Source organism: Microbacterium sp. zg.Y909 (assembly GCF_024626565.1).
This window is the reverse complement of the sequence record NZ_JANJFJ010000588.1, coordinates 1-1,902: the sequence shown is the minus strand read 5'-3', so window position 1 is coordinate 1,902 and position 1,902 is coordinate 1. Positions and strand designations below refer to the sequence as shown.

Sequence of the window (1,902 nt, the reverse complement as noted above, 5' to 3'; positions counted from 1 at the left end):
AACGTGCCCCACGGGTAGCCCGAGGTCACACGGCGCATGATGAGGCCGTCGGTGACGAAGCGGATCGCAGCTCCCAAGCCGCCGCCGACGACGGCCAAGAGGAAGACGCCGAAGGTCATGACGCACCGCCCTTCTTCGCGGGGGCGGGTCGCGGCGGAAAGAGCACGCCTGCCAGCCAGATGCCGATGAAGGCGGTGAGGATGCCGCCGATGAGCGTGCCGAGGGCGTACGCGACGCCGATGAAACCGTCGGTCTCCACCAGCAGCGCGCTGTTGGTGGCGAGCGAACTGTAGGTGGTGAACCCGCCCATGATGCCGGTGCCGGCGAAGAGCCGGAAGTCACGCCGGCCGGGCGTCTCCGGCGTGCGCGAGGCGAGCGCGGTGAGAAGGAATCCCAGGAGGAAGGGACCGAGCAGGTTGGCCGTGAGCACAGCCCATTCGTCCCCCCGCTGCTCGGGGATCGCGACGGTCAGGCCGAGTCGCGCTGCGACGCCGACCATGCCGCCGAGGAAGACGAACAGGATCAGTTTGGGTTGCGCGAACGCGGGGGTGGGGTGGTGCGGTCTGCTGTCTGTGGCATGTTCTGTGACCGTCATGGCGGTGAGCATAGTGACGACCAGGGAGCGCCACTAGGGGGGCCGATGGCGGCGTCCCGGAGCCGGCGGAGGGTAAACTGGGGGTTCGCTCGCCCCCTGCGCGAGGTGGTCGCACGGCTCTCGCCTGCGGTCCGAGGCTCGAAACCTCCGGCATCTCTCACCCAGACCTCCGGAGGTTTTTCCATGTCTTCATCCATGTCCGGGCGCACCCGCTGGTGGGCTCTGGCGGTACTGTCGATGACCCAGCTCGTGGTCGTGCTGGACGGCACCATCGTCAACATCGCGCTGCCCCAGGCGCAGGCGGCTCTCGACCTCACCGACAGCGCCCGCCAGTGGGTCGTCACCGCGTACGCCCTCGCCTTCGGGGCGCTGCTGCTGCTCGGTGGCCGCGTCGCCGACTATTGGGGCCGCAAGCGCACCTACATGGTGGGCATGGTGGGTTTCGGCATCGCGTCGCTCTGGGGCGGTCTCGCGCAGACGGGCACCGAGCTGATCCTCGCGCGCGGGCTGCAGGGCGTCTTCGCCGCTCTCCTCGCCCCCGCCGCCCTGGCGCTGCTGACTGTCACGTTCCCGTCAGGCCGCGAACGCAACACCGCCTTCGCCGTGTTCGGCACCGTGGCCGGTGCGGGCGCCGCGGTGGGGCTGGCTCTGGGCGGGGTGCTGACGGAGTTCTTCAGCTGGCGGTGGTGCCTGCTGGTGAACCTGGTGTTCGTTGTGATCGGCATCGTCGGCGCGCTGCTGTTCCTGCGCGAGTCCAGGGCCGAAGGCGACAACCGCTACGACGTGTGGGGCGCGGTGACGGTGACCCTGGGCCTCGGGGCGCTCGTCTACGGCTTCAGCCTCGCGGAGTTCGGGTGGGGCAATGTGTCGACCATCGCGTTCCTCGCCGCCGGTGTGGTGCTTCTGGGGCTATTCGTGTGGATCGAGACGCGCGTGCGCAACCCGCTGCTGCCCCTGCACGTCGTCACCGACCGCGTGCGCGCTGGAGCGTTCCTCATCCAGGCAGTCGCCGGCAGCGTCATGATCGGTGCGACGCTGTACCTGACCTTCCACCTGCAGATCGTGCTGGGCATGTCGGCTCTGGCGGCGGGTCTGGCGAGCCTCCCGCTGCCGCTGGCAACCATGCTGACGGCGCCGATCGTCGCCACGTTGCTGGGCCGCATCGGGCCGCGCCCGCTCATGATCACCGGCCCCCTCGTGGTGGCGGCGAGCCTGCTGCTGCTCTCGCGCATCACCGGCGGCGCCTATGCCGTGGAGGTGCTGCCCGCTCTGATCGTGATGGGCTTCGGCATGGCGTTCATCTTCGT

2 protein-coding genes are annotated in these 1,902 nt (G+C 69.5%); one reads left to right on the top strand and one right to left on the bottom strand.

The window, feature by feature from the left end:
* Positions 1–115 precede the first annotated feature (115 nt).
* Positions 116–595, bottom strand: coding sequence for a fluoride efflux transporter FluC (locus NQ160_RS23155; RefSeq protein WP_257517363.1), 480 nt, complete (start codon positions 593–595; stop codon positions 116–118).
* Between the two features lie 183 nt (positions 596–778).
* On the opposite strand from NQ160_RS23155, the gene NQ160_RS23150 reads away from it, so the two are divergent.
* The coding region (locus NQ160_RS23150; RefSeq protein ID WP_257517362.1) for an MFS transporter at positions 779–1,902 on the top strand (1,124 nt) is incomplete at its 3' end.

Coding starts and splice junctions, on each gene's coding strand:
- NQ160_RS23155 (WP_257517363.1), bottom strand. CDS start 595: ATGACGGTCACAGAACATGCCACAGACAGCAGACCGCACCACCCCACC.